General features: G+C 67.5%; 23 protein-coding genes and 1 tRNA gene. 11 read left to right on the top strand and 13 right to left on the bottom strand.

Annotation, left to right across the window (positions count from 1 at the left end):
• Positions 1-12: 12 nt before the first annotated feature.
• Positions 13-95 (bottom strand) — tRNA-Leu (locus IRT45_RS28020).
• A gap of 280 nt (positions 96-375) precedes the next feature.
• Between IRT45_RS28020 and IRT45_RS28025 the strand changes: the two genes are divergently transcribed.
• From IRT45_RS28025 to pknB, 7 genes are all read left to right on the top strand, one after another.
• A complete protein-coding gene (locus IRT45_RS28025; RefSeq protein WP_194808849.1) occupies positions 376-1827 on the top strand; it encodes a DUF3662 and FHA domain-containing protein in 1452 nt (483 codons plus the stop codon).
• Between the two features lie 186 nt (positions 1828-2013).
• Complete coding sequence (locus tag IRT45_RS28030) at positions 2014-2481, top strand: FHA domain-containing protein (RefSeq protein WP_030516711.1); 468 nt, start codon at positions 2014-2016, stop codon at positions 2479-2481.
• Positions 2478-3962 (top strand): PP2C family serine/threonine-protein phosphatase, encoded by a 1485-nt coding sequence (locus IRT45_RS28035; RefSeq protein WP_194808850.1) that lies wholly within the window; start codon positions 2478-2480, stop codon positions 3960-3962. Before IRT45_RS28030 ends, IRT45_RS28035 begins: the two co-directional genes overlap by 4 nt.
• Positions 3962-5446, top strand: a complete 1485-nt coding sequence (locus IRT45_RS28040) for an FtsW/RodA/SpoVE family cell cycle protein (protein ID WP_194808851.1) — start codon at positions 3962-3964, stop codon at positions 5444-5446. The genes IRT45_RS28035 and IRT45_RS28040 overlap by 1 nt, the downstream gene beginning before the upstream one ends.
• On the top strand, positions 5443-6909 hold the full coding sequence (locus IRT45_RS28045) for a penicillin-binding protein 2 (protein ID WP_194808852.1): 1467 nt from the start codon (positions 5443-5445) through the stop codon (positions 6907-6909). Before IRT45_RS28040 ends, IRT45_RS28045 begins: the two co-directional genes overlap by 4 nt.
• Before the next feature lie 82 nt (positions 6910-6991).
• A complete protein-coding gene (locus IRT45_RS28050; RefSeq protein ID WP_194808853.1) occupies positions 6992-8494 on the top strand; it encodes a protein kinase in 1503 nt (500 codons plus the stop codon).
• The gene (gene pknB, locus IRT45_RS28055) at positions 8491-10392 is read left to right on the top strand and encodes a Stk1 family PASTA domain-containing Ser/Thr kinase (RefSeq protein ID WP_194808854.1); all 1902 of its coding nucleotides are present in this window, start codon (positions 8491-8493) and stop codon (positions 10390-10392) included. The genes IRT45_RS28050 and pknB overlap by 4 nt, the downstream gene beginning before the upstream one ends.
• A 13-nt stretch (positions 10393-10405) precedes the next feature.
• On the opposite strand, the gene IRT45_RS28060 is transcribed toward pknB, so the two are convergent.
• The 3 genes from IRT45_RS28060 to IRT45_RS28070 form a co-directional block, all read right to left on the bottom strand.
• Complete coding sequence (locus tag IRT45_RS28060; protein WP_309241182.1) at positions 10406-10912, bottom strand: dCMP deaminase; 507 nt, start codon at positions 10910-10912, stop codon at positions 10406-10408.
• Positions 10909-11619, bottom strand: coding sequence for a dihydrofolate reductase family protein (locus tag IRT45_RS28065; RefSeq protein WP_194808855.1), 711 nt, complete (start codon positions 11617-11619; stop codon positions 10909-10911). The genes IRT45_RS28060 and IRT45_RS28065 overlap by 4 nt, the downstream gene beginning before the upstream one ends.
• Positions 11620-11714: 95 nt before the next feature.
• Entirely contained in the window at positions 11715-12353 is a 639-nt protein-coding gene (locus IRT45_RS28070) for an aminodeoxychorismate/anthranilate synthase component II (RefSeq protein ID WP_194808856.1), read from the bottom strand.
• An 82-nt stretch (positions 12354-12435) separates the two neighbouring features.
• Here IRT45_RS28070 and crgA point away from each other — a divergent pair, with 82 nt between their 5' ends.
• Positions 12436-12699 (top strand): cell division protein CrgA, encoded by a 264-nt coding sequence (gene crgA / locus IRT45_RS28075; protein ID WP_030516702.1) that lies wholly within the window; start codon positions 12436-12438, stop codon positions 12697-12699.
• An 88-nt stretch (positions 12700-12787) separates the two neighbouring features.
• A complete protein-coding gene (locus IRT45_RS28080) occupies positions 12788-13306 on the top strand; it encodes a PH domain-containing protein (protein ID WP_194808857.1) in 519 nt (172 codons plus the stop codon).
• Between the two features lie 13 nt (positions 13307-13319).
• Here IRT45_RS28080 and IRT45_RS28085 read toward each other — a convergent pair whose 3' ends face one another.
• From IRT45_RS28085 to IRT45_RS28115, 7 genes are all read right to left on the bottom strand, one after another.
• Positions 13320-14189 carry a rhomboid family intramembrane serine protease gene (locus tag IRT45_RS28085; RefSeq protein ID WP_309241183.1) on the bottom strand — a complete coding sequence of 290 codons (870 nt, stop codon included), beginning with the start codon at positions 14187-14189 and terminating at the stop codon, positions 13320-13322.
• Positions 14190-14203: 14 nt separating this feature from the next.
• On the bottom strand, positions 14204-14731 hold the full coding sequence (locus IRT45_RS28090; RefSeq protein ID WP_194808858.1) for a peptidylprolyl isomerase: 528 nt from the start codon (positions 14729-14731) through the stop codon (positions 14204-14206).
• Positions 14732-14776: 45 nt separating this feature from the next.
• Positions 14777-14995 carry a hypothetical protein gene (locus IRT45_RS28095; RefSeq protein ID WP_194808859.1) on the bottom strand — a complete coding sequence of 73 codons (219 nt, stop codon included), beginning with the start codon at positions 14993-14995 and terminating at the stop codon, positions 14777-14779.
• A 53-nt stretch (positions 14996-15048) separates the two neighbouring features.
• Positions 15049-15891, bottom strand: coding sequence for an ABC transporter permease (locus IRT45_RS28100; protein ID WP_194808860.1), 843 nt, complete (start codon positions 15889-15891; stop codon positions 15049-15051).
• Complete coding sequence (locus IRT45_RS28105) at positions 15888-16892, bottom strand: ATP-binding cassette domain-containing protein (RefSeq protein ID WP_194808874.1); 1005 nt, start codon at positions 16890-16892, stop codon at positions 15888-15890. The genes IRT45_RS28100 and IRT45_RS28105 overlap by 4 nt, the downstream gene beginning before the upstream one ends.
• Positions 16893-17642: 750 nt before the next feature.
• Positions 17643-18650 carry an adenylate/guanylate cyclase domain-containing protein gene (locus tag IRT45_RS28110; protein WP_228535306.1) on the bottom strand — a complete coding sequence of 336 codons (1008 nt, stop codon included), beginning with the start codon at positions 18648-18650 and terminating at the stop codon, positions 17643-17645.
• A 74-nt stretch (positions 18651-18724) separates the two neighbouring features.
• On the bottom strand, positions 18725-19138 hold the full coding sequence (locus IRT45_RS28115) for a hypothetical protein (protein ID WP_036496921.1): 414 nt from the start codon (positions 19136-19138) through the stop codon (positions 18725-18727).
• Between the two features lie 206 nt (positions 19139-19344).
• Here IRT45_RS28115 and IRT45_RS28120 point away from each other — a divergent pair, with 206 nt between their 5' ends.
• The gene (locus IRT45_RS28120) at positions 19345-19575 is read left to right on the top strand and encodes a hypothetical protein (RefSeq protein WP_194808861.1); all 231 of its coding nucleotides are present in this window, start codon (positions 19345-19347) and stop codon (positions 19573-19575) included.
• A 12-nt stretch (positions 19576-19587) separates the two neighbouring features.
• Here the strand turns inward: IRT45_RS28120 and IRT45_RS28125 are convergent, their stop codons facing one another.
• Positions 19588-20700: an AI-2E family transporter gene (locus tag IRT45_RS28125; protein ID WP_194808862.1), complete on the bottom strand. Its 1113-nt coding sequence runs from the start codon at positions 20698-20700 to the stop codon at positions 19588-19590.
• 316 nt (positions 20701-21016) lie between these two features.
• Between IRT45_RS28125 and IRT45_RS37870 the strand changes: the two genes are divergently transcribed.
• Positions 21017-23578 (top strand): LuxR C-terminal-related transcriptional regulator, encoded by a 2562-nt coding sequence (locus IRT45_RS37870; protein ID WP_194808863.1) that lies wholly within the window; start codon positions 21017-21019, stop codon positions 23576-23578.
• On the opposite strand, the gene IRT45_RS28135 is transcribed toward IRT45_RS37870, so the two are convergent.
• A complete protein-coding gene (locus tag IRT45_RS28135; protein WP_194808864.1) occupies positions 23512-24645 on the bottom strand; it encodes an alpha/beta fold hydrolase in 1134 nt (377 codons plus the stop codon). The two genes, IRT45_RS37870 and IRT45_RS28135, sit on opposite strands and share 67 nt — an antisense overlap.
• Between the last annotated feature and the right edge of the window lie 58 nt (positions 24646-24703).

Genomic DNA, 24703 nt, shown 5'->3' on the forward strand with positions numbered 1-24703 from the left:
GCTCTTCCTCTGTGGGCGAAGGGGGACTTGAACCCCCACGTCCCGAAGGACACTGGCACCTGAAGCCAGCGCGTCTGCCATTCCGCCACTCGCCCGAGCGACTGGAAGACAGTATCACGCGCCCGCTTCCCACACGAAATCGCCTGCTCACGACGGTTGCGGAGGAGAATTTTCGGGTAACGGGAACCGTGGGTGGCCGGTCGTGAGTTACAGCGGTGGAGGATCGTGGATATCATGCAGTGACCGTGTCCGTTCGACGACACGCCCTATCGGCATGTCGTGTCGCGGGATCGTGACGCCCGGACGACACAGACCGATCAGCTGACGTAGACATACAGCGCAGGCAACGAGGGCGGGCATCGAAGGGAGGCCGGTATGGGCATCGTCTCGCGTTTCGAGCGACGTCTGCAGGGCGCCGTAGGTGACGCCTTCGCCAGGGTCTTCGGCGGCAGCGTCGTTCCCCAGGAGGTGGAAGCGGCGCTGCAGCGCGAGGCCTCGGATCGCCTGAGCGAACTCGAGGGTGGGCATCTGCTCGCTCCGAACCTCTACGTCATCACGGTCAACCCCACGGACCTGCAGGAACTCGATGCAGACCACGAGTTGACCACCCGCGCGTTCGCCAAGCATTTACAGGACTACATCCGCGATCAGGGGTGGCAGACCTACGGTGAAGTGCACGTCGAATTCGAGGCATCCCCTACGCTGCACACCGGACAGTTCAGGACGCACGGACGGGTCGACCCGGATGCGGGCCGCCGGAACCCCCCGGCGCCGCGCCGGCCGCCCGATCGACCTGGACGACCCCCACAACGACCCGCACACCCGCAACCAGGAGCTGGCCCCATGACGCAGAACTCAGGCTACGACCCCAGCCGAGAGCCCGCGGAGTCCGATCCACGCAACCGCGGGTACGCACCCCCGCCGGGGGGCCGCCCCGCGCCGCAATATCAGGACGACTACGGCCGGGGTGGTCAGTACCCCGGTGCCGGTGAGTACGCCGCTCCGGAATCGCAGCCCGCCTACGGCGACTATCAGCAGGGCGGCGACTACCAGAACGGCTACGACTACCAGCAGGGCGGCGCGGGCTACCAGCAGGGTGGTGCGGCCTACGGTCAGCCGGGCTACGAGCAGGGCAGCTACGACCAGAGCAGTTACGACCAGGGTTACGGCCAGCAGGCCTACGCCGACCAGGGGTACGGCCAGCAGCAGGCGTACGAACAGGGCGGCTACGAGCAGAGCGGCTACGACCAGGGTTACGGCCAGCAGGGCTACGCCGACCAGGGGTACGGGCAACAGCAGGGCTATCCGGAGCAGAACTACGGTCAGCAGCCGGGCTACGGCCAGGCGCCCGGATACGACCAGGGCTACCAGGCTCAGGGCGGCTATGGCCAGCAGGGTTACGCCGACCCCGGCTATGCCGATCAGGGGTACGCCGACCAGGGCGGTTACGGGGCCGAGGATCAGGCGTACGGACAGCAGCCGGCCTACGGACAGCAGGGCGGCTACGCCGCGGCCCCGCAGCCGGCGCGCGGCGGGTCCGGCTATTCGGCCACCCTGCACCTCGACGACGGCAGCGGCCGCACGTACCAGCTACGCGAGGGCAGCAACATCATCGGGCGGGGCCAGGACGCCCACTTCCGGCTTCCCGACACCGGGGTGTCCCGCCGCCACATCGAGGTGCGCTGGGACGGTCAGGTCGCCATGCTCTCGGATCTCGGTTCCACCAACGGGACGCTGGTCAACGGCTCGCCCGTCCAGGATTGGCAGCTCGCCGACGGAGATGTGATCCGGGCCGGGCATTCCGAGATCCTGATCCGAATCGTCTGATCCCGTAAGCTCGCCGGTGCAGGTCACGATGGGGCGCGAAAACCGCTCGCCCGTATCGTGATCGCAACCGGTCATCGGCCCTATTATGCTGCCAACATTCGCTCGGCAGCCGGGCCGTGCTGACCAGCACGCCGGTTGGGGGACGAAACGCCACTACGGGACCGGTCGAACAGGAGGTGGAGCGCCGTGCAGGGACTGATCCTGCAGTTGACCCGTGCGGGGTTCCTCTTGTTGTTGTGGCTGTTCGTGTGGGCGGTGCTTCGCACCTTGCGCAGCGACATCTACGCGGCATCAGGCATTCGGATCCAGCCCCGACCCACCCGAGGTTCGGTGGTGCTGCCATCCTTCAGCCGTGGCCAGAAGGGCGCCAAGTATCTAGTGGTGACTCAGGGTTCACTCGCCGGCACTCGGATCACGCTCGGCACCCAACCGGTGCTCATCGGGCGTGCAGACGACTCCACGCTGGTACTGACCGACGACTACGCCTCGACCCGGCACGCACGGTTATCGCCGCGCGGCGAGGACTGGTACGTCGAAGACTTAGGATCGACCAACGGGACCTACCTCGATCGAGCGAAGGTCACCACTCCCGTCCGAGTTCCACTCGGTACCCCTGTCCGTGTCGGTAAGACTGTGATCGAGCTGCGATCGTGACTCAAGTTCTCCGCTACGCAGCGCGTAGCGACCGTGGTCTCGTCCGGGCAAACAACGAGGACTCCGTCTACGCCGGTGCACGCCTGCTGGCGCTCGCCGACGGCATGGGCGGGCACGCCGCCGGTGAGGTGGCCTCGCAGTTGATGATCGCCGCGCTGGCTCATCTCGACGACGACGAGCCCGGCGACGATCTGCTCGGCAAACTCGACCGGGCGATTCGCGAAGGCAATGCCGCGATCGCCGACCAGGTCGAAGAGGAACCCGAACTCGACGGTATGGGCACCACGCTCACCACCATCCTGTTCGCGGGCAAGAAACTCGGCCTCGCCCACATCGGCGACTCCCGGGCCTACATGCTCCGCAATGGCGAGCTCGCCCAGATCACCCGCGACGACACCTTCGTCCAATCGCTGGTCGACGAGGGCCGGATCACCCCGGAGCAGGCCCACACCCATCCGCAGCGGTCACTGATCATGCGGGCACTCACCGGAAACGAGATCGAGCCGACGCTCATCGTCCGGGAAGCCCGCGCCGGTGACCGCTATCTGCTGTGTTCGGACGGCCTGTCCGATGTGGTGAGCGACGAGACGATTGCCAACACGCTGCGCGAGGGCAACACCGACGAGGCGGCCGACCGGCTCATCGAACTGGCACTGCGCAGCGGCGGTCCCGACAATGTGACCGTCGTCGTCGCCGATGTGATCGATCTCGACTACGGCCAGAGCCACCCCATCGTCGCGGGCGCCGCCTCCGGTGAGGACGAGGACACACCGCCTCCCAACACCGCCGCCGGGCGCGCCGCCGCCATGCGTCCACCGCGGGCGGCACCTCGCCGGGCCGCGGTCGCCGCGGAACCGCCCGAGCCGCGCAAGAGCCACAAGGGCCGCTGGATCGCACTGGCCGTCGCCCTCGTGGTGGCCGTCGTGGTCGGACTCGTGGTGGGCTACAAGATGATTCGCAGCAACTACTACGTGGGCGCCGACAACGGCAACGTGGTGATCATGCGCGGTCTGCCCGGCTCGGTCCTGGGCTATTCGATTCAGGATGTGGACCAGCTGGTCTGCGTCGACTCGCGCAACAAGGTCACCCTCATGCGACCGGGCGCGGGCTTCCCCAGCGGGTGTAAGCAGCTGGCGGTGGCCGATCTGCAGCAGACCGGCCGCGACAAGGTCAACAACGGGTTACTGCCGCCGGGTGGATTCGATTCCACGCGTGGGCAACTGGAGAAGCTGGCCGCCACCGATCTGCTGCCCGTCTGCGCGAAGCCGGCGCCGCCGGTCGCGCCGCCGCCCGCCGAGGGCAGCACCGTGGCCCCGGGCAGCGCGGCGCCCGCCACGCCCGCGCCCTCCCCGGCGCCCAACACCCCGGGTACGTCCGCGCCGAACCCGACCAATGCCCCCGCCCATTCCGAGCAGCCGGCACCCACCACCGCGGCGCCGGCCCCTCAGACTCCGGGGGAGAACTGCAGGAAGGCGGACTGATGTCCGCACCGGCACCGCCGTCCGCTGGAGCGTTCCCCAGTCCACCGGGCGGGTTCGCTCCCGCGCCGCCACCCTCGACCCGCCGCAACGTCGAACTGTTGCTGCTGGGTTTCGCGGTGGTCATCACCACGGTTGCGCTGGTGCTGGTGGAGGCCAGTCAGGATCAGGAAATCACCTGGGATCTGGCCAAATTGGGTTTCGCCTATCTGGCGCTGTTCGGTGTCGCTCATCTCGCGGTGCGGCGGTTCGCCCCGTTCGCCGATCCGCTGCTGTTACCGATCGCCGCGCTGCTCAACGGGCTCGGGCTGGTGCTGATCCATCGCCTGGATCTCGCCGACGAGCAGACCGCGATCCACAACTCGTGGTCGATCCCCTCCCCCGACGCCAATCAACAGGTGCTGTGGACAGCGCTGGGGATCACCCTGTTCATCGCGGTGCTGGCGCTGCTGCGCGACTACCGCACCCTGGCCCGCTACGGCTATACGCTCGGGCTGCTCGGTCTGGTGGCGCTGATGATCCCCGCGCTGCTGCCGGGGAGGTTCTCCGAAACCAACGGCGCCAAGATCTGGATCCGGTTGCCCGGTTTCAGTGTGCAGCCGGGTGAGTTCGCGAAGATCTTGCTGATCATCTTCTTCGCGTCGGTCCTGGTCGCCAAGCGCGATCTGTTCACCGCGGCCGGGCGCCACGTCCTGGGGATGGAGTTGCCGCGCCCGCGCGACCTCGGCCCGATTCTGCTGGTGTGGGCGGCCTGCCTGGTCGTGTTGTTCTTCGAGAAGGACCTCGGCACCTCGCTGCTGATCTTCGCGACCGTGCTGGCGATGCTCTACATCGCGACCGAGCGGGTGGGCTGGCTGATCGTCGGCGCCGGACTGCTGGCGCTCGGATTCTTCCTCGCCTACAACGCGTTCGGCCACGTGCGGGTGCGGGTGTCGACGTGGTTGCACCCGTTCGACGACTACAACAGCACCGGCTACCAGATCTCGCAATCGCTGTTCGGGCTCGCGACCGGCGGCCTGGCCGGCACCGGACTCGGCAGCGGCCGGCCCTCGCAGGTGCCGTTCGCCAAGACCGACTTCATCATCGCCACCATCGGTGAGGAGCTAGGCCTCATCGGGCTCACCGTGGTGCTGATGTTGTTCGCCGTCTTCGTGGTGCGCGGCCTGCGCACGGCCCTGGCGGTCCGCGACAGTTTCGGCAAGCTGCTCGCCGCCGGATTGGCTTTCACCATCGCCATTCAGGTATTCGTGGTGGTGGGTGGCGTCACCAAGCTGATTCCCCTGACCGGACTCACCACCCCCTTCGTGTCCTACGGCGGCTCCTCGCTGCTCGCGAACTACGCCCTGCTGGCGTTGCTGGTCAAGATCTCCGACGCCGCTCGGGCGCCTGCGCCGGCTCGCCGCCGGGAAGCCGCGCCGATCGCCGAAGCACAGACCGAGATGATCCGCGCCGAGACGCCCCGACCCGAGAAGGGAGAGCCGGCATGAACACCCCGCTCCGCCGGGTCGCGATGGCGGTCATGGTGATGATCGTCGCGCTGCTGGCGAACGCGACCTACGTCCAGGTCATCAAGGCCGACAGCCTGCGCAACGATCCCCGCAACTCGCGGGTGCTGCTCGACGAGTACAGCCGCCAGCGCGGTCAGATCTCGGCCGGCGGCACGGTGCTCGCCAGTTCGGTGGCCACCGACGACCGCTACAAATACCTGCGCACCTATCCCACCGATCCCTCCGCCTACGCCCCGGTGACCGGCTTCTATTCGATGCAGTACGGCAGCACCGGGCTGGAGCGTTCCGAGGATTCGGTGCTCAACGGCTCCGACAGCGCCCTGTTCGGGCGCCGCTTGATCGACATGATCTCCGGCCGCGATCCGCGCGGCGGCAACGTGGTGACCACCATCGATCCGATGATGCAGAAGGTCGCCTACGACCAGCTCACCAGCAAGGGTTACACCGGTTCGGTCGTCGCGATAGAACCGAGTACCGGCCGCATCCTGACCATGGTGTCGACACCGAGCTACGACCCCAACCAGCTGTCCACGCACGACGGCGCGCGCGCCACCCAGGCCTGGGAATCGCTGAGCGCGGACCCGAGTCAACCGATGTTGAATCGTGCGGTGTCGCAGACGTATCCGCCCGGTTCGACATTCAAGGTCGTCGTCGCGGCGGCCGCGCTGTCGATGGGGATCAAGCCGGAGGACGCGTTCACCGCGGCGCCGAACATCACCCTGCCCGGGACGAACACCACGCTGGAGAACTACAACGGCACCCCGTGCGGCGGCGGCGCGACCGCGACGATGCACGACGCGTTCCGGCTCTCGTGCAACACCGCCTTCGCCGAGATCGGCATGAAGGTGGGCGCGGCCAAACTCAAGGACGAGGCCGCGGCCTTCGGCATCGGCCCGCATTCGGGCATCCCGATCCCGGTGGCCGACAGCACGGTCGGCCCGATTCCGGACAACGCGGCGCTGGCCCAGACCAGCATCGGCCAGCGAGACGTAGCTCTCACCCCCCTCGACGATGCGGTGATCGCGGCTACCGTAGCCAATGGCGGTGTGCGGATGGAGCCGCATCTGGTCGACCGGACCCAGGGTCCCGACCTGCGCGATCTGTCCACCACCAAACCGGTGTCGGTCGGGCAGGCGATCAGCGCCCCGGTGGCCAGCCAGCTGACCGGGCTGATGATCGATTCGGAGAAGGCCACGGCCGGAGGCACCCAGCCGCGGCCGTACCAGATCGCTTCCAAGACCGGCACCGCCGAACACGGCAGCGACCCGCGTAACACCCCGCCGCACGCCTGGTATATCGCGTTCGCGCCGGCGCAGAACCCGAAGATCGCGATCGCGGTCATCGTGGAGAACGGCGGCGACCGCGCGCTGGCCGCGACCGGTGGATCGGTGGCGGCGCCGGTGGCACGGGCGGTGCTGGATGCCGGATTGCAGGGGGGCTGAGGACAATGAGTAAGCGAGGACCAGGACCCCAGGTGGATATGCAACAACGTCGTGCTCGGCGAACCTACCGTCGGGGGCGGCCATGCTGAACAACGGTGCCCTGATCGCCGATCGGTATCGGCTGCAACGTCTCATCGCCACGGGCGGTATGGGCCAGGTGTGGGAGGCATTGGACACCCGCCTGGACCGCCGGGTCGCGGTGAAGGTCCTCAAGGCCGAATTCTCCGCGGATCCGACGTTCCGGCACCGGTTCAAGACCGAGGCCAAGACCACCGCGCAGCTCAACCACCCCGGCATCGCGGGGGTCTACGACTACGGCGAGACCTACGACCCGCAGGGCGGTGAAACCGCCTACCTGGTGATGGAGCTCGTCCAGGGCGAACCGCTCAACGCGGTGCTGAACCGGCTCGGCCGGCTCTCGGTCGGCCAGGGTCTGGACATGCTGGAGCAGACCAGCCGCGCCCTCGAGGTCGCCCATGCCGCGGGCGTGGTCCACCGCGACGTGAAGCCCGGCAATATCCTGGTCACCCCCACCGGACAGGTGAAGATCACCGACTTCGGTATCGCGAAGGCAGTCGACGCCTCACCGGTGACCAAGACCGGCATGGTGATGGGCACCGCCCAGTACATCGCTCCCGAGCAGGCGACCGGCGAGGATGCCACCTCGGCCAGTGACGTGTACTCGCTCGGCGTCGTCGGCTACGAGGCATTGTCGGGCCATCGGCCGTTCACCGGTGACGGTGCCCTGACGGTGGCGATGAAGCATGTGCGCGAGGCGCCGCCGCCGATGCCGGCCGATCTGCCGCCGAACGTGCGCGAGCTGATCGACATCACGATGACCAAGGATCCGACGCGGCGTTATCACAGCGGCGGCGAATTCGCCGATGCCGTGGCCGCGGTGCGGGCCGGTCGCCGCCCACCGCCGCCGCGCGGCGGTGCGGTCCCGCAGACCGGCGCCACTCGCGTCCTTCCGCCCGGACCGACCGCGGTGATCCCGCGCGGTGACTACGACGGCGCGACCGTCCGGTATCCGGCCGCCGAACCGGCCCGGGTGGGCGCGGCGGCTGGTTCGACCGCCATGATGCCGGGTCCCGGCGGCCCGGCCGGTGAGACCGAGAAGCCGGGATTCACCACCGGTCAGAAGGTGATGGCCGGACTCGGCGCGGGCGCGGTTCTTCTCGGCGGCCTGGCCGCCTGGGTGCTGCTCAGCGGTAAGGCCCCGGATTCGACGGTGTCGCCGGTGAAGTCGACCACCTCGGTCGTCGCACCGCCGCCGCCGACCACGGTGTGGACCACGACCGAGGAGCCGACGACCACCACCCAACCGGCTCCGCCGCCGGTGGTGACGACGACTCCCGAGCCGACGACGACCACCACGCCCCCGCCGACCACGACCACCACGGCACCGCCGACGACCACCACTCGGGAGCGGCCGACCCGCACCACGCGCCCCACAACACGCCCGTCCTACCCTTCGCTCGACCTACCATTGCCGGGGGCCGGCGATTCACTGCCGGGGGTCGGCGGTGCGCACGAAGCCGACAGCAGCACAGACCCTCACACCTCCTCACAAGGACTGCCATGACGACCCCGAAGAATCTGTCTTCTCGCTACGAACTGGGCGAGATCATCGGATTCGGTGGTATGTCGGAGGTTCACAAGGCCCGTGACCTGCGACTGGGTCGTGACGTGGCGATCAAGGTGCTGCGCGCGGATCTCGCCCGCGACCCTACGTTCTATCTGCGCTTCAAGCGCGAGGCGCAGAACGCGGCGGCACTGAACCATCCGGCGATCGTCGCGGTGTACGACACCGGCGAGGCCGAGGTGGACGGCGGCCCGCTGCCCTACATCGTGATGGAGTACGTCGACGGCGAGACGCTGCGCGATATCGTGCGCGGCAAGGGTCCGCTGCCGCCGCGCCGGGCGATGGAGATCATCGCTGATGTCTGTGCCGCACTGGATTTCAGCCACAAGAACGGCATCGTGCATCGCGATATGAAGCCGGCCAACATCATGATCAACCGCCAGGGTGCGGTGAAGGTGATGGACTTCGGTATCGCGCGTGCCATCGCGGACAGCTCGAATCCGATGACCCAGACCGCCGCGGTGATCGGCACCGCGCAGTACCTGTCACCGGAACAGGCGCGCGGTGAACAGGTCGACGCCCGGTCCGACGTGTACTCCGTCGGCTGTGTGCTGTACGAAATCCTCACGGGCCAGCCGCCTTTCACCGGTGATTCGCCGGTCGCGGTCGCCTACCAGCATGTCCGGGAGGATCCGAAGCTGCCGTCGCTGGTTCATCCGGGCGTACCGCGTGAACTCGATTCGGTCATCCTCAAGGCGATGAGCAAGAATCCGGCCAACCGGTATCAGTCCGCGGCCGAGATGCGCGCCGATCTGATCCGGGTGCTGGGTGGCCAGAAGCCGCAGGCGCCGATGGTGATGACCGAGGAGGACCGCACCACCTTCCTCAGCAGCATGGATCCCGAACCGCGCAGCTACCGCACGGTCGAACGCAACGACGGCGACGACGAGCCGGAACCCGAAACCGACGGGTCGCGGCGCAAAATGTGGATCGGCATCGGTGCCGCCGCGGTGGTCGCGGTGCTGGTGGCGCTGTTCTGGGTGTTGATCGGTCCGGGCAGCAGGCCCGATCAGGTCGCGATCCCCGATCTGTCCAATCAGCCGGCGGAGCAGGCGCGCAACGATCTCCAGAAACTGGGTTTCACTGTCGCCGTCCAGCCGAAACCGGACGGCAAGGTCGCCAGCGGCAATGTGGTCGCGACCCAGCCACTGGGTGGTGCGCGCGTCGACAAGGGGTCCACGGTGACCCTGCAGATTTCGACCGGTCCGCAGCAGGTGCCGGTGCCACAGCTGACCAAACTCACCCAGCAGCAGGCCGAGCAGAATCTGAACGCGGCCGGGCTACTCCTGGATCCGCAGATCCAGCGCGGCGCCTCCAGTCCGGAGGACAAGGACAAGGTGATCGCCGAATCCCCCGCCGCCGGAACCAAGATCGATGCCGGTTCGAAGGTGACGATCACCCTCGGCAAGGGGCCGGACCAGGTTCGCGTGCCCGATGTGGTGGGCCAGTCGATCGATGTGGCGGAACCGAATCTGGCCGACAGCGCAGGGTTCAAGGTCGTGATCCAGAAGGTCAGCTCGTCGCGGCCCGCCGGTGAGGTGCTGTCCACCGATCCGGCCGGCGGTTCGATGGCCGACAAGGGGTCGACCATCACCGTGCAGGTGTCCAGCGATCAGATCACCATGCCGTCGCTGACCGGTCTCACCCCGTCGCAGGCCGTGGACAAACTGCGCTCGGTGGGCTGGACCGGCGGTGTGGGCCAGATCAGCCAGAGCACCCAGGGCACGTTCGACGCGAGCAATGTCGGCCGGGTGATCGATCAGCAGCCGCGGCCGGGCTCGTCGGTGGCACGCAACGCGACGATCACGATCGTCACGGGAGTGCTGGGGCCGCCCTGACGCGGGCCGGTGATCACAGCGCGAGGTGGCGATTCATCGACATGGCCTCGTCGGCCAGGTCGGAAAGTTCGATCACCTCGACGCCGTGGTCGCGCAGATTCTCCACGCCGACACAGTTCTCCACGAAGGTGCGCGGTTCACGCCACGCGATGACGACGCGCGGAATTCCGGCGGCCAGGATGCGGTCGGCACACGGAGCGCGGCCGACCGAGGCCCGGGTGGAACACGGTTCGAGCGTGCTGTAGAGCGTGGCCTGCGCGAGCCGGGGATCGGCGCCGAGTTTGTCCAGTGCCGATTCCTCGCCGTGCACCTTCGGCTCGGTTTCGCGGGAGTAGCCGTGCGCGAGTTCGACGCCGTCCGGGCCGACGATCACCGCGCCGACCGAAAACGCGGTGGTACTCGGCGGACACAGCCGGGCCAGGCCGATCGCGTGATGCATCCAGAACCGATGCGCCCCGGGCCGGCCGGGGACACGGCTGGCCGACTCGACCGACTCCCACGCATCGGATTCGGTTGTCACTGTGGGTCTTTCATCGCCGAACTCCCATCGGACGGTGTCGGCCGCGGCAGATACCGCAGGACCGCGATATCTCCGAGGCGAGTGATATCCACCAAAGCCATTCTGCGCCGAGAACCGCCGGGAAAGTCGGCCGGATGCAAAAATTTCGGGGCCGCGCTGTCACCGACCAGTACCGGGGCGATCGCCATCAGCAGTTCGTCGGCCAGATCCGCCGCCAGGAAAGCGGTGTGGATGCGGCCCCCGCCCTCGACCATCAGGCGGGCGATCCCGCGCTCGCCCAGATCATCGAGCAGCGCACCGAAGTCGACGGAGCTGCCGAGGGCGACGACCTCGGCTCGGCCGGCGAGCCGATCGCCCAGCCGCTCCCGCCCGGCCGTGGTCGTATAGACCAGCCGCCGCCCACCCTGGTTCCACAGCCGCTGCCCGGGGTCGAGTTCACCGCTCGCGGTGACCACGACGCGCACCGGGAATTCGGGTTTGCCCGCCGCGATCCGCGCCTCGCGCCGCCGCTCGCTGCTCAGCGACAACCGCGGATCGTCGCGACGCAGGGTCTCGGCTCCGATCAGGATCGCGTCGGCCTCGGCACGCACCTGGTCGACGCGATCGAAATCCTCGGCGTTGGACAGCAGCAACCGTTGCGGACCGGCGTCATCGATATATCCGTCGACACTGGTGGCCACCGAGAGCACGACGTACGGCCGGGCCATCAGCGCCGCCGGGGCACGACGACCGCGCCGAGCTCATGCATGCGCAAACTCCTTGTCACAGTGGGGCTTTCGCTTGCCCGGGTGCGACGATCGGGTCAGACCAGCGCGGCGACCTCGGATTCGAGCGTCTGAACCAGGCCCTCGGCCGGACGCTCGCCGCACACCTCGAGCCAGTTCGCCAGCATCCGGTGGCCGCCCTGGGTGAGCACCGATTCGGGATGGAACTGCACGCCGTGGATGGGCAGGTCGCGGTGCCGCATGGCCATCACGATGCCGCTCTCGGTGCGTCCGATCACCTCGATATCACCGGGCAGGGTGTCCTCGAGCACGGTCAGCGAGTGATAGCGGGTGGCGGTGAACGGGTCCGGCAATCCGGCCAGCACTCCGGAACCGATGTGGAAGACCGAACTCGTCTTGCCGTGCAGCAGCTCGGGGGCGCGGGTCACGGTCGCGCCGAATGCCTCTCCGATCGCCTGATGTCCCAGGCACACGCCGAGCAGTGGAGTTCTGGTCCGGGCGCAGGCGCGGACCAGTTCGATACTCGCGCCGGCGCGGTCGGGGGTGCCCGGTCCCGGGCTGATCAACAGGCCGTCGAAATCGGCGGCCACGGCGTCGGTGTCCTGCAACCGGGAGTCGTCGTTGCGCCAGACGGTCGCCTCGGCACCCAGTTGGCCCAGATATTGGACCAGGTTGAATACGAAGCTGTCGTAATTGTCGACGACCAGAACACGCATGGTTCGAGAGTACGTGGCGCCACCATCGATACGCAGCTGAGATAGCCTTTAGGCAGACCTGCACGCCGAATACGAGGACGTCATGCCCAAGTCGAAGGTCCGCAAGAAGACCGACTACACGATCAACCCGACCAGCCGCACCCCGGTGAAGGTGAAGGGCGGTCCGTCGCCGGTCTGGTATGTGGCGATCATGCTCGGCTTCATGCTGGCCGGTCTGGCATGGTTGCTGGTCTACTACCTGGGCGCCGACCACATCCAGTGGATGAGCGATCTCAACGCCTGGAACTTCCTGATCGGCTTCGGACTCATGGTGATCGGCCTGATCATGACGATGCGGTGGCGCTGATCGGGTGGCGTTCACCCTTATTACACGCGTGTGATTCATGCACACCTGTGGATGATTCTGTGGACAACTCGAGGAGCAATTGGGGACCGTGAGCACACCGCCCGAACACCCCGAGTCCGATCGTCCCGGGTCCGCCGGGGAATTCGGTAGTTCGGAGCCGGCGCCCCGGCTCGAGTGGTCCACACCGGCGCCTGCCCTGGTCGCGGTCACCCTCGGCGGAGTGGCGCTGGCCGTGGCTGCCGCCTTCGCCTCCGACGCACCGAGCCGGCTGTTGATCGGCTTGGCCGCGGCGCTGCTGCTGTGCCTGGCCGGACTGGGCTTCCGGCAGCGCCCGCGCCTGACCGTCGTTCCCGGGAAGCCGGCCCATCTGGTGATTCGTGGCCTGTTCGGCCCGGTCGGCTACGGACCCGAGCAGATCCTGCGGGCACGAGTCGTCGGGTTCCGGCGCCTGGGCCGCAGCATCCCCAATCTGGAACTCGACGTCGACCACAAGGGCGAGGAGCGGCTGGTGATCTTCGGCCGCTGGGATCTCGGCACCCATCCCCAGGACGTCCTGGATGTGATGACCGTGCACGGTCTCGTTCCGGCCGAACCGCGCAACAGCTGATACCGGCCCAGAATCACGCGAGAACCGCCGCACCCGCGCCGATCAGCGCGATCGCCAGCACCGCGAGGCCGGCCACCGAACCCCATCCGATCCACCGGATCGAATCCCGGGTCCGCGCCCGCAGCCATTCCGGCAGGAACAGGATTCCGGCGGCGGCCAGCGTGCCCGCCACCAGTCCACCGAGATGGCCCCACAGCGAGATACCCGGCAGGGACACGCTGATCAGCAGGTTGATCGCGATCAGCACCAGCATCTGCACGGGACTCTGCCGCAGCCGCAGCAGAATCACGGTCATCGCGCCGAACAGGCCGTAGATGGCGCCGGACGCACCGGCCGTGGCGGAATCGGTCGCCAGCCACATGACCGCCGCCGATCCGCCGAGCAGCGAAACCAGATAGATCGCGAGGAATCGCGAACGTCCCAGCACGAGTTCGGTATCGCGGCCGAGGATGTAGAGGGCGAACATGTTGACCACCAGGTGCAACGGCCCGTAGTGCAGGAATCCCGAACCGAGGACGCGAATCCACTGCCCCTGAGCGACCCACTGCGGCGCGAGCACCCAGTCGTAGAACAGCCGCGACAGATGGTTGTCGGTGACACTGTGGGCTTGGCTCACGGTGACGGCGAAAACCGCGACATTGATCGCGATCAGCGCGTAGGTGACATACGGCGTGCGGCGATCGGTAGCGAACGGACCGGTGACGGTCGGCCGGCCGGGACGAATATCGCTGCGCCCCCGCGCGACACACTCCGCACAGTGCTGTCCGACGGCGGCCGGTTGCAGACATTGGGGGCACGCCGGCCGCCCGCACCGCGTGCACGCCAGTCCGGTGGTGCGATCGGGATGGCGGTAGCAGGTCGGTGCGGGCGGTTGCGGATTCACGAAACTCCGATGGGTCAGCTCAGGGTGATGCTCGAGATGACGACCGGCTCCTTCGGCCGGTCGTTGCGGTCGGTCGCGGTGGTCGCGATGGCGTCGACGACCTTGCGCGAATCGGCGTCCACCACTTCGCCGAAGATGGTGTGGCGGCGGTTCAGGTGCGGCTGCGCACCGACGGTGATGAAGAACTGCGAACCGTTGGTGCCGGGCCCGGCGTTGGCCATGGCCAGCAGATAGCCGCGGTCGAAGCGCAGTTCGGGATGGAATTCGTCGGCGAATTCGTAGCCCGGCCCACCACGGCCGGTACCCGTCGGGTCACCGCCCTGAATCATGAAACCGTCGATCACGCGGTGGAATACGCTGCCGTCGTAGAACGGCCCGGAGGTGCCGCCGGCGGCGTTCTCCGTCGTGTAGGCCGCGCTGCCGTCGGCCAGGCCGACGAAGTTGCGCACCGTCTTCGGGGCGTGGTTACCGAAGAGCGAGATCTTGATGTCGCCGAGGTTGGTGTGCAGGACGGCCACGGCGGTCTGATTCGGTGAGGTCACGCCGAATATCGTGCCATGTCGGCTGTCCGTACTCGCAGGGCGCGCCTAGCCGGTGTGCGCCGCGTCGTCGGCCGGCTGCGCCGCCGTCCCGGGTGCGGTCGCTCCACCCGCATATCCCAGCCGCGGCGGTTCGGCGGCCGGCTCCGGCAGCTGCGGGCGACGCGAGGCGGCCGCCCATGCGGCACCGCTCGCGGCCGCGGCAACGCCCGCAGCGATGAGCCGATTACGCAACCGACCGGATTTCCGGGAACTGCCCAACTGCATGCCCCCATGCTGTCACAGCCCCGGGCCGCCCGCAGTAGCGCCAGGTGAGAGTCTCACCGGCTGACCGACCGCTTGAACTGGCGCAGTGCCAGCGGCACGAAGATCACCAGAATCGCCACCACCCAGATCAATGTCGTCGCCACCGGATGCTGCAGCGACCACACATCGGGCGTGGGATTCGTCGGACTCGTGTTACCGAACAGATCGCGCGTCGCCTGCGTCACCGCGGAGACCGGATTCCATTCGGCGACGACGCGCAGCGGTGTGGGCAGCACGTCGCTGGGCACGAAGGTGTTGGCGATGAAGGTCAGCGGGAAGATCACCATGAAACTGGCGTTGTTGAACACTTCCGGCGCCCGGACCAGCAAACCGACCACGGCCATGATCCAGGAAATCGCGTAAGCGAACAGCAAGAGCAGGACATAGGCCAGCACGGCTTCGAGGAAGGAGCCGTGGATGCGCCAGCCGACGAGCAGCCCGGTCACCGACATCACCACCAGGCTCACCACATTGATGGCGACGTCGGCCACGGTGCGTCCGACCAGGACCGCCGAGGGCGCCATCGGTAGCGAGCGGAACCGGTCGATGATGCCGCGCTGCATATCCTCGGCCAGGCTGGTGCCGGTGAACGTGGCGCCGAAGACCGAGGTCTGGGCGAAGATGCCGGCGATCAGGAATTCGCGGTACGAGGTGCCCTGCACGCTGATCGCCGAGCCGAAGATGTAGGCGAACAACAGGACGAACATGATCGGCGACAGCGTCGAGAAGATCAGCACATCGGGCACTCGTTTGATCTTGATGACGTTGCGCTTGGCGATGGTCAGACTGTCACCGGCCACGATGGCCGCGCGTTCGGCCAGTGTCGGTTTGCGGGTGTCGATCGCCGCGGTGATCATCTGCTGTGTCCTTCCGTGGCTTGTTCGAGGGTCTGCGCGGCATCGGCCGGGTCGATGGAGTCGGCGGCCTCGTGCCCGGTCAGGGTGAGGAAGACGTCGTCGAGAGAGGGCCGCCGCAGGCCCACGTCCTGGATGCGCACCCGGTGCGCGGACAGCCGCTCGATGGTGTCGACCAGCGCCTGTGAGCCGTCGTCGACGGGGATGGTGAGCCGCCGCAATCCCGGTTCGACGTGGATATCGCCGACGGCGAGCCCGGCCAGGGCCTGCTGTGCGACGGCGAGAACGTCGGCGTGTTCGACGGTCAACTCGATCCGGTCGCCGCCGACCAGGGTCTTGAGCTCGTCGGCGGTGCCGCGCGCGATGACCGTGCCGTGATCGATCACCGCGATCGCATCGGCCAGCCGGTCCGCTTCCTCCATGTACTGCGTGGTCAGCAGCAGGGTGGTACCGCCTGCGACGAGTTCCTCGATCACATCCCACAGATCCAGCCGGGCCCGCGGGTCGAGGCCGGTGGTGGGCTCGTCGAGGAACAGCACCGGCGGATTGGCCACCAGGGCTCCGGCCAGGTCCAGGCGGCGCCGCATTCCGCCGGAGTACCCCTTCACCGGCCGATCGGCCGCGTCGCTGAGCCGGAAGCGTTCGAGCAGTTCCCGGGCGCGGTGCTTACTGCGCTGGATGCCCAGGTGATAGAGCCGTCCCACCATTTCCAGATTCTCGAAGCCGGTGAGGTATTCGTCCACGGCCGCATACTGGCCGGAAGCGCCGATGTGCGCGCGTAACCGCTGCGGTTCGCGCAGGACATCGATACCGGCGACCGTGGCGCGGCCGGCGTCGGGTGTGAGCAACGTGGTCAGCACCCGGACCGTCGTGGTCTTCCCGGCGCCGTTGGGGCCGAGCAGTGCGGTCACCGTCCCCTCGGGAACCGCGAGATCGAGCCCGTCGAGGGCGACGAGCCGACCGTATTTCTTGACCAAACCCTCGGCGATGATGGCGTCGGGCATGCTTTTCCCCTGCCGTTCGATGTGGATGTCAGCGATGTGGATGTGAGGTTTGCTACTGCCGTGCAGTATTGCCCACACCACCGACAAGTTCATCCGAATAAGCCGACATCGGACACCGGCTCGACCGGGCGGGAAGCGGAGGTGGTCGCATCCCGGGATCCGGCGGTGCTCGGGGGTGCCGGCGGGATGCGACCGATTCGATACTCCCGCGCCGGGACTCGGAGGTCGCGAGTAGTGCGCTACTCGAGTACGTCCCGCGCGGCTACCTGCCGTCGCTCACGGAAAGCCTCAAAGGTGTGAAAACGCCCACGACTGTGCGGCGCCACACCCACACAGCTACCGAATTCGATGCCGGCGACGACGCCTCGCCACCGCCGATCGTTTCACGTGGAACACGTTTGTTCCCCTGCGTCGCAACATAATTCGCGATTGCCACCCCGGCGGCTATCGCGCTCTCGGCAAACCGGACGAGGCGCCCCGCAACACGCCAGAGAAAAAAATTTCGAAACTAGCGCCCCTCATGCAGACACAAACGAGAATCGTCGCGTAGGATCAGTCACGTCGGCCCCTCCCCCCCGGGCCGACCCTACGCGGGCCTCGGCTAACTCCCCCCCTTCGCCGAGGCCCGCTTCCAATTCCCGGACTTTTCCGATCGGCGCGGCGACCGCCTTCCCGTTGTGCGACAGCACTTTCAGGACACCGTGCGACAGCACTTTCAGGACACCTTTCTGCTCCGGGAGCAGGTGCCGATCAGCCTCCGTTCCGTCGCAGCACATGCGAGCCCAGACGGTTGATGCCACGCACCCGCACACTGCGCAGATGCCGCAGCGAGAACTCGGGTTCGTCCGCCAATTGTGTTGCCGCGCCGTCGTCCACCAGGACGGAGCCCGGCCGCGCGACACCGGTCAGCCGCGCCGCGGTATTCACCACCGAACCGTAGAGATCACCGAAACGTTGCAACACTTGCCCATAGGCCAGCCCGACCCGCAGTTCAGGGGTGGTTCCGGCACTCGTCGTCGCCTCCTGGATCGCCAACGCGATCCGGCCGGCGGCCACCGCGGATTCGGCCGCGAACATGACCTCGTCGCCGACGTTCTTGATGGTCCAGCCACCGTTCGCGGTGATCGCCCCCGTGGTGACGGATTCGAACGACTCGAGTAGATCGTCCAGTTCATCGGCTTCCAGATGCCTGGTCAGCCGGGTGTAACCGACCATATCCGCGAAGCCGACGGCCAACTCGCGCAACGTTTCTCCGGTACCGTCGCCGGCCAGTGACCGCGTCAGCGCCGCCGCGAGATGCCGCCGCCACGCATACGCCTGCAGTTGCTGCAGCGCGGACACCACCTCGGCGGTCGCCTCCCGGGCCACCTTGTCCTGGTCCACCGCGGGATCGCCCGCCGTGATCGACCGGATCCGGTCGGCGATCTCCTCCGCGACCAGATCGACCTGCCATTCCGCCAATCGCGCCATCGACTGCCCGAGGGTGCGCGCGGCCGCCTGCTGCCGGCGCACATCGGCGCCGGCCAGCGCGTCGAGACTGCGGAAGTTCCGGACCGCCTTCACATCGCCGTCGGTGAATTCCACCGCGGCGTCGTCGTCATGAGCCGGAAAGCCGAGCGAAACCCACAGCCGCCGGGACAGGTCGGCGGGTACGCCCGACAGCTCGGCGACCTCGACCCGGTTGTAGCGGCGCGGACCCTCCAGTAGATACGGCTCGACAACCGACTGGACCAGCTTCGACAGCTCCGGGGAGGCCATAATTCCGACGATACGGATCCCGCCCGAGCCGGGTCGCCCGCTGATGACATGTCACAGCCGAGCGACCCGCTCGGTCACACGCGGTCCGGGCCGGGCTGCCAGGTGGCGACCGCCCAGATCACCACGACATTCAACGCGATCACCAGGATCGACCACGCCGGGTAGTACGGCAGCCACAGAAAGTTCGCGAGAATCGACAACGCCGCCAACGTGATTGCCACGATCCGGCCCCACGTGGTGCCCGCCATCAGACCGAGCGCGGCGATGACCAGCAGGATCCCCAGCACGATGTGGATCCATCCCCAGGTCGTGGTGTCGAACTGGTAGACGTAGTCGATCCCCACGACGAACAGGTTGTCGTTGGCGACCGCCGAAATTCCTTCCAGAATGGAGAGCACACCGACGGTGACCAGCAGGATCGCCGCGCCGATCGAGGTTCCGGCGGCGATGCCCTGACGTACCGGATGCTCCTGCGGGGTTGTGGTCATGGCAGAACTCCTTCCCAGCCGAGGGGCTTTCCCATGAATGTGCCCATCGCGACGCGCGTTGACTTCACCCGTGGCGGGTGAGTGTCGGGCGCGGTCGCTCGGCCGGACCGGTTCGCGGCCGGATCTCGAGCTCATCCCGGGCGGATGAGGCGCCCACCAGCGGTTGTGCACGAGCCTGGAGGCGAGCAGGCAACCCGCCCGAGGAGGTGAGTTGGTCGTTGTCGATCCGCTATCAGTTCGTCATCGATGGTGAATTGTCCGAACGGGCCCTGGCGGCATTTCCGGAATTGAGCCGCAGCGAGCATTCCTCGGCGGGTACGACCACGCTGTTCGGCGCACTCTCCGATGCCACGGACATGCGGGGTGTGCTCGCGCGCATCGATTCGCTCGGCCTGACGCTGCTGGGAATGGCACAACTCCCAGACTCCGCCGGCTGAGGTCGCCGCCGCCTACGGTTCCTCGTCCGGGTCGGGCGCACGGTCCTGGATCAGCACGCCCACCCACCGCGTGCTCGGATCGATATCGAGCAGCAGCGCCTTCATCAGCAGGGTCAGCGGAATCGCCAGCAGCGCACCGAGCGCCCCCAGGACCCACGACCAGAAAACCAGCGACAGGAACGTCACGGTCACGCTGAGGCCGACCGCATCCCCCACGAATTTGGGCTGGATGATCGACTGGATCACGAAATTGATCACCGAGTAGACGACGATTACCCACACCATCAGCATCGGCCCGCTGTCGAGCAGCGCCAGCAGCGCCGGCGGAATCAAGCCGATGACGAAACCGATATTCGGAATGTAGTTGGTGATGAACGACAGCAGCGCCCAGAGGAGCGGAAGCGGGACGCCCATCAACCACAGCGCACCACCGTCGAAAATGGCGACGATCAAGCCGAACACCGTGGAAACAACCAGGTATTTCCGGGTGCCGCTGGCGAATACGCCCAGCGCATAAGCGATTTCGGGTCGCGCCTTGGCGACCACCGCCAATTTCCGATCGATCATCATGCCGTCGATCGCCATGAACAGCAGCAGTGCCAGTACGAAGAACAGATTGGAGAAGATTCCGAGCGCATTGCTCAGCGCGACGGACAGGACATCCACGACCTTGCCCACATCCAGACCGTTGAGCGCGTTGTGGATCTGTTCGGTATCCACCCCCAGATCGGCGAGCGTATCCCGCACACCGTTGAGCATGTCGTCGAGTTTGTCGGAGTATTTCGGCAGCTCGGACGCCAATTGGGCAATCGAGAGCACCAGCGCGCCGAGCAGGACGAGCAGAATCAGTACGACCAGGATCAGGGCCGCCACCATCCCGATCCACGGCCGCCGGCCGCGCCGCTGCACCCAGGTCTGCACCGGCTGAACGGCCATGGTCAGCATCAGCGCCAGGAAGGTGGGGCCGAGCACACCGGCGAACGCCTTCATCCCCAGGACTGCCACCACGGCGCCGGCGACGGACAGCATCACGATCAGTCCGCGCGGAAGCGGCCAGGTACCCCCGGAAGCGGGTGGCGGAGCTGCTCGTTCGGGCCGCGCGGGCCGATCTCGTCGCAATTGCATCGGAATTACCTCGCCGCCACAGACCGGACTGTCGATTCTCCGACCGACACTACGGCTCCGACCGGCCCGGTAGGTCCTGCGCCACGGCCGAATTCGACGGCCCGAGACCGATTCGAAATCATGATGGAACGCACATTTTGACCGATTCCAGCAAATGAGTAGTGTACGTTTCAATTTGAAGAAAGCAGGCTTCACCGACACTGCCTTCGGCGAAGGCACAGCTCCGGGAGGCGCTTTGAACGCTTCGCCCAGAACAACACGATCGCTAGCCGATAGCTCAAACATTGCCACCATCCGCAGTGGCCTCCAACTCGGCGTGCCGGAACTCTCCTTCGTACCGCTGCCGCTTCCCGCCGCCCACTCCCGCATCGACGAGGCGGCGACGACCGGCGCGGGCCAGGCCGTATTGATCTGCGCCCCCGCGGGAACCGGCAAGACCGTCCTGGCCGCCGACTGGGTGACGCGACTGGCGACCCGGCATTCCGACTGCCGAGTGGGCTGGCTGACCTTCACCGGCCGCCGCGGCGAATCGGCCGATCTGTGGCGTGCGATCGCCGGAGTGCTCGACCTCCCCGTCGGATCACCGGACCGGGACCCCACCGGTCCGCTCGCCGAACCGGCGACACTGGTGGACCGGCTGACCGACCGAGCCGAACCGACCGTGCTCGTCCTCGACGACGCCCACCTGCTGACCGACCCCTTGGCCCTGGCGGGGCTGGAGTATGTCGTCGAGAACGCACCGCCCACCCTGACGACGATCGTCACCGGCCGGTTCGATCCGCCGCTGCGATGGCACGGGCTCGAACTGAGTGGCCGGCTGACCCGTCTGACCGCACGCGAACTCGCACTCGACGACGACCGCACCGCGGCCCTGCTCGGCCAGCACGACCTCCACCTGAGCGCCGCCGATATCGCCGGGATCCAACGACTGACCTGCGGCTGGGCCGCACTCGTACGGATCGCCGCGATCTACCTGGCCGCGAATCCGCAGGACCGGCCGACCGCGTTGGCGGCACTGGCCCGCGCGCCCCACGCCATCAGTGATTTCCTCGTCGGCGAGTTGCTGGACGCGCTACCCGACGATGCGCTGCACTTCCTGCTCGCCACCGCGGTGCCGGAGGAGTTCAGTGTCGCGCTGGCCACCGAACTGGTCGGCGAATCCGCTCCGGCCACACTGGAATATCTGCTGCGCAACAATCTGCCGATCACGTGTGTGGCCCGCCACGGCGAACTGTGGCACAGCTATCACCCGATGCTGCGCGCCTATCTGCTCGCCGAGGCCGCGCGCACGCTTGCGAACCGGCTGCCGCGCATTCATCGCAGCTGTTCGGCATGGTTCGTCGATGCGCGAATGCCGTCGGCGGCACTGCATCATGTGCTCGCCGTACCGGGACACCCGCAGTTGTCGCGGTTCATCCGCGAACACGGCCCGAGGTTGGTGTTCGGCGGGGACGGGCCGTCCTTCTTCGCCCGGCTCGACGACGTCGGCGAACTCGCCGACGACCAATTCGTCCAGCTGCTGCGCATCGCCGAGGCCGTGAGCCGCGGGGACGTGGCGGCGTGCACGGCCTATCTGGATCGACTCGAGGCAGAACCCTGTTCGGCCTCCGCCCTGGTGCCCGCGTCCTGGCTGATCGCGCTGCGCACCGCGGTGGTCGCCGATGTCGCGGTGTTGACGGGCGCCGAACCCGCTGCGCCCGAGCCGGCGACGCCCACGCCGACCGGCCATGCCGAACTGGACTGCTACATCGTCCTGCAGAGGGCGAATGCCTACCTGCATCGCGGCGATGTCGCGCCCGCCGAATCGGGACTGTGGCAGGCGCTCGCGCTGGCCGAACATGCCGGACTGGGCCGCTTCGTCGTGCCGGCGGCGACACGATTGGCGCTGTGCGGCGGTATGGGCGGCCATCTCACGGTGATGTGCAAGCGGGCCGAGCACGCCGTGGAACTCGCCGAGAAGTACGGACTGCGAACACATTCCGCGATGACCCACGCCCAGGCGATGATCGCCTATACGCACTATCTGCAGGGCGATCCGATCGACACCCGCGGGCAGCTCCCGCCCGCGACGACGAGCGGCCTCTCCCCCGCGCCGACCGCCGACCGGCAAGCACTGGCGTTGCTCCGGCTGATCGAATTCGATTCCGCCGCGGATCGTTTCCTGGCCGCCGATACGCTGCGGATGCAGCTGCTCGACATGCTCGCCGAGCCGACACCGCCGCGCTCCTGCGGCAATCTGGTCCTGCACACGGTGTCGGCACTGCTGCGGATCCAATCCCGCGTCGGCGCACAGACTCTGGTCGAGCGAGCGATCGCGGTGCTGGGCCACACACCCGAAGTCGTGCTGGCGCAGGCCTGCCTGTCGGAGTACGCGCAGACCTCGTCGACGACACTCGAACTGCTGCGGCCACTGCTGCGCCGGACCGACGGACTGCCGGTGCTCACCGCCGTCACGGGCTGGCTGTTGTATGCCGCCGCATCCGACCACCTGGACCGCCCGGTCAAGGCGTACGAGGCGCTGGCGCAGGCGCTGAATCACGCGGCCGACGACCGGATCGTGCGACCGTTTCTGGAAGTGCCGGGAATCGTTGCGTTACTGGATGGTTCGGTCGGCCGTTTCGGTCACCACGACCGGCTGGTCGATCTGATCCGGTCCCATCCGTCGGCTCGCGGCGCGGCGCACAATCCGGGGCTGACCGAAACCGAGATGTCGGTGTTGCGCCAGCTGCCGTCCGGGATGACGACGCTGAATATCGCCGAGGGCATGGGTGTTTCGATCAACACCGTCAAAACACACCTGCGCGGGATCTATCACAAACTGGCCAGCGGATCCCGGGCCGAGGCCATCGCGCGGGCGCGCGAACTCGGTTTGATCTGATCGGAATCGGCCGGGCCGCCCGAAGAGTCGCCGAGGAAATCGTCGATCGCGGGCCAGGTCGAGCCGGCCGCGTCGGGGCCCACCATCAGGCCCAGATGTCCGCCGGACACCTCCACGAACCGCACCTCGGCGGCGCCGGTGAGCAGGTCCACACCGCGGCGGGTGGAACCGGCGGGCACCAGCATGTCGGTGCGGCTGCCGATCAGCAGCACCCGGCAGGTCAGTTTCGACAGATCCACGACGAGATCCGAGCGCAGTCGAATCACGCCGTCCGCCAATTCGTTTCGCAACACCAGACTGCGATAGATCTGCCACAGCGAACGACCGGGATAGCCGGGCATGGTCGCCATGAAGCGATCGACCGCTTCCATGCGGGCCAGCGCCTCGGTGTCGGCGGCATGCCGGGCGATGAACAACGGACGGGTGAGCTCGCGATCGAAGGCCTGTAAGCGGAAGCCGAGCCGGACCAGCTCGCGCGGGGCCCCGCCGAGCAGTTTGGTCGCCAGGGCGACGCCGCGACCACCGGTCAGCCGCCCCGCCATCCGGACCGGCACCAGGAACGGAGTGCGGCGCTGGTCGAACGGCGTAGCCAGGCCGGTGACCGACGCGATCGGCAGATCCGCATGGGCCGCCGCGGCGATCATCGCGAGCGCGCCACCCAGCGACCAGCCGATCACGTCCACGGGTCGCCCGTGTTCGGCGGCGACGCGGCGCACCGCGTCCGGCACGATGCCGTGGGTCCAGTGCTCGAGGCCGAGAGCCCGGTCGCCGTAATCGAAATCGCCGTAGTCGACCACATACGGCTGCTTGCCGATGCCGAGCAGATAGCGCACGAGGCTCTGGCCGTCGCGCAGGTCGAAGCAGGCCGGCGTGACCGCGAGCGGTGGTACCAGCAGCACCGGATTCCCGGTACCGGGCTCGTCGCGGTCGTAGCGCAGCAGTCGATTGTGCGGCTGCTCGCTGATCGGTGTGGACGGCGCCGGCCGGTAGGGCTCGATTCCGTCGCCGAACGACACCGCCCAGATATTGCGCGCCGCGCGCGGCAGATCCGCAACGATCGCGACCACGGGCTGTTCCCTTCCACTCCCGGCCGCGATTCCCGCAGCACGCGCCGGTTCCACACCG

The sequence above is a fragment of the Nocardia sp. BSTN01 genome, from assembly GCF_015354405.1.
In the GTDB taxonomy this organism is placed as follows: domain Bacteria; phylum Actinomycetota; class Actinomycetes; order Mycobacteriales; family Mycobacteriaceae; genus Nocardia.

Coding starts and splice junctions, on each gene's coding strand:
- IRT45_RS28025 (WP_194808849.1), top strand. CDS start 376: ATGGGCATCGTCTCGCGTTTCGAGCGACGTCTGCAGGGCGCCGTAGGT.
- IRT45_RS28040 (WP_194808851.1), top strand. CDS start 3,962: ATGTCCGCACCGGCACCGCCGTCCGCTGGAGCGTTCCCCAGTCCACCG.
- IRT45_RS28045 (WP_194808852.1), top strand. CDS start 5,443: ATGAACACCCCGCTCCGCCGGGTCGCGATGGCGGTCATGGTGATGATC.
- IRT45_RS28050 (WP_194808853.1), top strand. CDS start 6,992: ATGCTGAACAACGGTGCCCTGATCGCCGATCGGTATCGGCTGCAACGT.
- pknB (WP_194808854.1), top strand. CDS start 8,491: ATGACGACCCCGAAGAATCTGTCTTCTCGCTACGAACTGGGCGAGATC.
- IRT45_RS28065 (WP_194808855.1), bottom strand. CDS start 11,619: ATGGCCCGGCCGTACGTCGTGCTCTCGGTGGCCACCAGTGTCGACGGA.
- IRT45_RS28070 (WP_194808856.1), bottom strand. CDS start 12,353: ATGCGTGTTCTGGTCGTCGACAATTACGACAGCTTCGTATTCAACCTG.
- crgA (WP_030516702.1), top strand. CDS start 12,436: ATGCCCAAGTCGAAGGTCCGCAAGAAGACCGACTACACGATCAACCCG.
- IRT45_RS28095 (WP_194808859.1), bottom strand. CDS start 14,995: ATGCAGTTGGGCAGTTCCCGGAAATCCGGTCGGTTGCGTAATCGGCTC.
- IRT45_RS28100 (WP_194808860.1), bottom strand. CDS start 15,891: ATGATCACCGCGGCGATCGACACCCGCAAACCGACACTGGCCGAACGC.
- IRT45_RS28105 (WP_194808874.1), bottom strand. CDS start 16,892: ATGCCCGACGCCATCATCGCCGAGGGTTTGGTCAAGAAATACGGTCGG.
- IRT45_RS28110 (WP_228535306.1), bottom strand. CDS start 18,650: ATGGCCTCCCCGGAGCTGTCGAAGCTGGTCCAGTCGGTTGTCGAGCCG.
- IRT45_RS28115 (WP_036496921.1), bottom strand. CDS start 19,138: ATGACCACAACCCCGCAGGAGCATCCGGTACGTCAGGGCATCGCCGCC.
- IRT45_RS28125 (WP_194808862.1), bottom strand. CDS start 20,700: ATGCAATTGCGACGAGATCGGCCCGCGCGGCCCGAACGAGCAGCTCCG.